This is a genomic window from Fodinibius sp., from assembly GCF_041642155.1.
In the GTDB taxonomy this organism is placed as follows: domain Bacteria; phylum Bacteroidota; class Rhodothermia; order Balneolales; family Balneolaceae; genus Fodinibius.
Genome location: NZ_JBEPWZ010000193.1, coordinates 1 through 5,679, shown reverse-complemented (window position 1 = coordinate 5,679; position 5,679 = coordinate 1). Strand labels below are relative to the sequence as shown.

General features: G+C 51.1%; 3 protein-coding genes and 2 pseudogenes. All 5 read left to right on the top strand.

Annotated elements, in window-relative coordinates; all coding sequences use genetic code 11:
* Nucleotides 1-498 (top strand): annotated as a pseudogene (locus tag ACESLU_RS10745) (carbamoyl-phosphate synthase large subunit); the annotation flags it as partial.
* A 171-nt stretch (nt 499-669) separates the two neighbouring features.
* Nucleotides 670-786: pseudogene (locus ACESLU_RS10740) on the top strand (GxxExxY protein); the annotation flags it as partial.
* A 68-nt stretch (nt 787-854) separates the two neighbouring features.
* A complete protein-coding gene (gene recQ / locus ACESLU_RS10735; RefSeq protein ID WP_372638649.1) occupies nt 855-3,032 on the top strand; it encodes a DNA helicase RecQ in 2,178 nt (725 codons plus the stop codon).
* Between the two features lie 149 nt (nt 3,033-3,181).
* Entirely contained in the window at nt 3,182-4,384 is a 1,203-nt protein-coding gene (locus tag ACESLU_RS10730; protein ID WP_372638648.1) for a D-alanine--D-alanine ligase family protein, read from the top strand.
* Between the two features lie 46 nt (nt 4,385-4,430).
* Nucleotides 4,431-5,679: ABC transporter substrate-binding protein (locus tag ACESLU_RS10725; RefSeq protein WP_372638647.1), on the top strand; the 1,249-nt coding region annotated here is incomplete at its 3' end.

Genomic DNA, 5,679 nt, shown 5'->3' with positions numbered 1-5,679 from the left:
ATGCAGCATATCGAACCGGCCGGTGTGCACTCGGGCGACTCCACGGCGGTTATTCCGACCTATTCGCTCAGCGACGAGGCGCTGGATAAAATCCGAACCTATCACGAGAAAATTGCCAAACATATGGCCATTGTAGGATTCCTGAACGTGCAGTATGCCGTGAAAGGGGATGACGTGTATGTGCTGGAGGCTAATCCGCGATCGACGCGAACCATCCCTTTTCTGGCAAAGGCTACCGGACGTGCGGAAGCCCAAATCGCCGTAAAAGTTATGCTGGGCGCCAAACTAAAGGACTTCAGTGAAGAAGAGCTGACATCCACCCTCGACAAATGGGCCATCAAGGAGCCGGTCTTTCCCTTCGACAAATTTCCCGAGGTAAAAAAGGAACTCGGTCCGGAGATGAAGTCGACCGGCGAGACGATCTATTTTATGGAAGATTTCAACGACGAACATTTCAAGAAGCCGTACGAGTTTAAGAACCTCTATCTCAGCAAGTAGGATCGCTGATTCCATTGCTTAAGCTGATTATATTGATTTATTGTTATCATGTAAGGATTTGGGCTCTTATAGTATCTTACTAATAAATCAGTAAATTTATGAATCAAAATAATAAATACAGCAGCATTACTGGTAATGTCACCGGTCGTACAGTGAAGGTCCACTCATTACAACCAAATTCAGAACTATTTAAAAGCCTGTCAGTTAGAAATTGGGCTACTCATTAATTCCGACGAACACAGCCTGAATTTTAAACGTTTTATTAACAGTAAATTTAATACAGATTAAACTGATTAATTTCGCTTGCTTAGTACATGATCCGCGAAATCTGATTAATCAAGTAACCTCAGCGATCCATGATTAAAGAAGCACGAAACAAGCTCAATAATGTTTTTGGCTACGAAGACTTTCGTCCCCTCCAGGAGGATGTCATTACCCAGGTATTGGAAAAAAAACACGCGCTCGTCATCATGCCGACCGGCGGGGGAAAGTCGCTCTGCTACCAGATCCCCGCACTGCTCTTTGACGGACTAACCATCGTCGTCTCCCCCCTCATATCCCTGATGAAGGACCAGGTTGAGCAGCTCCGCCAGTACGAGATTCCCGCTATCTACCTGAACAGCTCGCTTTCCCCCGAGGAGTACCAGGCCAATGTGGCAAAGCTGAAGCGCGGCGAAGTCAAAATGCTGTACCTGGCCCCCGAAACGCTGCTCATGCCCCAGACACGGGAGCTGCTCAGCAACCGGCAGGTGGACCTGTTTACCATTGACGAAGCGCACTGTATCTCGGAGTGGGGACATGATTTTCGTCCCGAATACCGGCAGCTGAACGAAGTGCGCGACGACTTTCCGGATGCGACCTGCCTGGCCCTGACGGCCACCGCCACCCCGCGCGTACGAAAGGATATCGAGCAGATTCTTGAACTGGACAATTCCGAAACCTTCCTGGCCAGCTTCGACCGGAAAAACCTGTTCTTAAAGGTGGCCGACAAAGACGACCCGGTTGAACAGACGCTCGACTTCCTTTATACCCGGAAAAAACAGTCCGGCATCATCTACTGCTTTTCGCGCCGGCAGGTTGAGGAACTGTATGTGGACCTGAAAAAGGAAGGGCACTCGGTGAAGCCCTACCACGCGGGACTTTCCAAGAAGGTGCGGGCCCGCAATCAGGAGCTTTTTATTCGTGACGACATCTCCATTATTGTGGCGACCATCGCCTTCGGGATGGGCATCGACAAGCCCAACGTGCGGTTTGTGATGCACTACGACATGCCCAAGAATATAGAATCGTATTACCAGCAGATCGGCCGGGCGGGGCGTGATGGCTTGCGTTCCGATTGCCTGCTGCTCTACAGCCGGTCCGACAAGCAAAAAATCCAGTATTTCATCAACCAGAAAGAGGGCCAGGAGAAGGAGGTGGCCGAAAAGCACCTGAAAGACCTGATGAAGTTCCTGGAAACCGATGAGTGTCGCCGCAAGCCCCTGATGAACTATTTTGGCGAGACCTACCCCCACGACGAGTGCGGCATGTGCGATAACTGCCTGTCGGTTGACGCGGAAGTGGAGGACCTGACGGTGCAATCACAGAAATTTCTCTCCTGTGTGGCCCGGACGGAACAGAAATTCGGGGCCTATCACATCGCTGATGTGCTGCGCGGTTCCACGGCCAAGAAAGTGATTGAAAACGGTCATGAGGAGCTTTCGACCTATGATATCGGCAATGAGTGGTCGAAGGAGCAGTGGATCTTGCTGGCACGCATGCTCGTGCGACAGGGGTACCTGAGCCGCGATGAAAATTACGGCGCACTGAAACTAACGGAACAGGCCAGGGCGGTACTGAACGGGCAGGAAAATGTATTCGGGGTACTTGACCGCACCGATACTGTCATCGGGGATGATGCGATCGAACGCACCTCTTCGGATGTAGAAAACGACTATGACCGGGATCTCTTTGAACAACTGCGCGCAAAACGCAAAGAGATGGCCGATCAGCAGGGCATTCCTCCCTATGTTATTTTCCCCGATACGACGCTTATGGAGATGTCCTACTATTTCCCCCGGGACGAGGACGATTTGCTTGCTATCTACGGCGTGGGGTCGGTCAAGCAAAAGAAATACGGGAAGGATTTTCTAAGACTTATTAAAAAATACGCTGAAGAAAATGACGCGGAGCCACGCAAGAAATCACTGAAGAAAAAGAAGAGGAAAAAATCATCGGGTGAAAAATTTCAGCAGGTGGGCGAGGCCTTCAACAATGGACAGTCGATCGATCACCTGGCCGAAGAGCACGGCGTCAAGGAAGTTACCATCATCAAGCACCTGAAAACCTACCTGGAAGAGGGAAATGATCTGAGAACCGAAGGAATCGCCGCCGCCTCTTCACTCTCCGTCCGAAAGCGCGATGAAGTGATGAAAGTGATGGACGAGGTGGGAGCCCGGATGTTGCGCATTGTCTACAACAAACTGGACAAAACCATCGGATACAGCGAGCTGCGCGTGATGCAGCTGTATTACATGGCCCAACATAAGGATTGATGCGAAACTCCCCTGCATTCCCGCAATAACAGGTAGCTGATAAAACAGCGGGCTATTATTATGGCTTGCAAACTTCTGTCATTTATATCACATCTGAGATGATCTTTTCTTATCATTAAGTTGAATAAATTTAACGATGATAAGATTTTATGAGTAACAGAAACATTGTTGTTGCCTTTGGGGGCGTTTCTCCCGAGCATGAAGTATCCGTACTCTCGGCCATGCAGGTTATCTCCTCCCTGGAGGATAGCGACTACACCATCATTCCCCTGTATATTTCAAAATCGGGCCGGTGGCTGACGGGCCCTCCCCTTCTTGACCTTGAAAATTATCAGGACCTGGATGCCCTGGTCGACCGGGCCACGGCTTGTACCTTCGCCCATGATGATCTGGGCAAGCCGGTGCTGCAGGAAACGGAAAAGAAAGGATTATTCCGCTCGCCGGCACAGCATCCCATCCACGCGGTGATTCCGGCTTTTCACGGTTCGGAAGGCGAAAACGGGGCCTTCCAGGGAACGTGCGAAATGTACAACATCGCCTATGCCGGCAGCAGGGTGCTCGCTTCGAGCCTGGGCATGGACAAGGTGAAAGCCAAAGAGCTGTGCCGGGCTCACAGCCTGCCGGTCGTGGATGAATTAGATTTCTATGAAAGGGAATGGGCCAACGACCGGCAGTCGGTATTCCATTATGCCGAAAAGCTCAGCTATCCCGTCATGGTTAAGCCCGTTAGCCTGGGCAGCAGCATCGGGGTGGCGAAGGCGGAAGATGAACAAGCATTGGCAGAAGCGGTGGAAACGGCTTTCCGGTACGACAACAACCTGATGATCGAACAGGCTGTAACCCCGCTCATGGAGATTAACTGTTCGGTACTGGGCACCACCGAGGAGATGCAGACGAGTGTCTGTGAGCGTCCCCTGGGACAGGAAGAGACTCTTTCATTTGAGGACAAATATCAAAATGACGACGGGGGACAAAAAGGCATGGCTTCGGCCGATCGCGTGATCCCGGCTGATATTTCTGACGAATTGACCCGGCATATTCAGTCGCTTTCCCGGAAGATATTTAAAATCTTCCGTGCCAGCGGGGTAGCCCGGCTCGACTTCCTGGTAAATGCCGATACCAAAGACGTCTATTTTAACGAGATCAATACCATTCCCGGCTCGTTTTCTTTTTATCTGTGGGAGGAAAGTGGAATGAATATGCGTGAATTAATGCTAAAACTCATTGAGATCGCCCTGGAGCAACATCAGCTAAAAATGGGGCGTATACGCTCCTATGATACCAACCTGCTCAGTGAAAAGGCCGTTAAAGGTATCAAGGGACTCAAAGGAACAAAACAAACATCTGAATGACCAATGCGTCCTGTTCTTGCCGGACGATCTCTAAATTATCAGAATTATGAATATATTCTCCACTGCCGATCGTGTTATGATTTTCTTGTTTATCGTGGCTGTTGCTACGGCCTGTAAACAGCCGGAAACGATCGTGGTAGATCGCGACCCCGAAACGACGGCTCCAAGCGACACCGTGGAACAGTCTCCGGCTATGGAACAACAGGACGCCGCTTTTCGACAGCTCAATATCGGGGAGTACCAGTCCATCAGCTCGCTGGACCCACTTTTGGCCGACAACATCACCAACATACGGGCCATTCAGCTGGTATATGAGGGACTGGTTCGATTTGATGAAGCAGGAACCATCGCTCCCGCTATTGCTCAAAATTGGTCGGTGGGTACCAATGATCGCAGGTATACCTTTCACCTTCGACCGGATGTATACTACCACGACAGCGACATCTTTGGCAGCGGCACGGGGCGAAAGCTTACCGCCGACGATGTGCCTTTTGTTTTCGAACGGATGGCCAAAAATACGGTACCCCCGCGAGCCGCCCGGCTGTTTATGAATATTGAAGGCTTCGATGAGTATTTCCGGGAACAGCGGCATATCTACAATCCAAAGCTAAGGCAGCTGGATCGTATTTCCGGCATTCAGACTCCCAACGACACGACGGTGGTCTTTGAATTGAATCAGCCGGATCCTGATTTTCTTCAAAAGCTGGCTCTTCCCCTGGCGGTCATCTACCCGAAAGAAGCAGTCGGGGCAGGTATGAATGATTTCACCCCGGTGGGCAGCGGACCTTTTACCTTTGCGCAGCGCTCCAGTGACTCTACCTTCGTCTTTTCGAAGTTCCAAAACTATTATGCTGCTTCCGACATCCAACTCAACCGGGTGGATATGATTATCAGTGATACCCCCTTTAGCTTCTTGAAGGCGATGGAGGCAGGCGATGTCCACTTCCTGCCTGAGCTGGATCCCGTGCTTTCCCGGCAGCTGTTAACGGAAGAGCGCAGCCTGGCCTCTCCGTATGCAGACCGCTATGTTCTTACCCCTGCAGGCAGCACAGCATTTGCCCTCCGGCGTTATCCTTCTTCCAATGTACCGGTGGACCGCGGCGCCGACATCGCGCAACTGGCCGAAAACAATGCCTCCTTACTCTTTGACTATTTGGGTCCCGCCATCACGGATACCTCCTTTGCTACCGATGATTCCAAAATAGCAACGATGAGTAACCTGAATCTGCAGGCGCCGGCCACGGAGCATCCCTATGGAAAGGCGTTCCTCCAGCAGCTGGCTGATTTGCTGGAAG

Excerpts from the sequence above, each read along its gene's own strand:
- recQ (WP_372638649.1), top strand. The coding sequence starts at position 855 with ATGATTAAAGAAGCACGAAACAAGCTCAATAATGTTTTTGGCTACGAA.
- ACESLU_RS10730 (WP_372638648.1), top strand. The coding sequence starts at position 3,182 with ATGAGTAACAGAAACATTGTTGTTGCCTTTGGGGGCGTTTCTCCCGAG.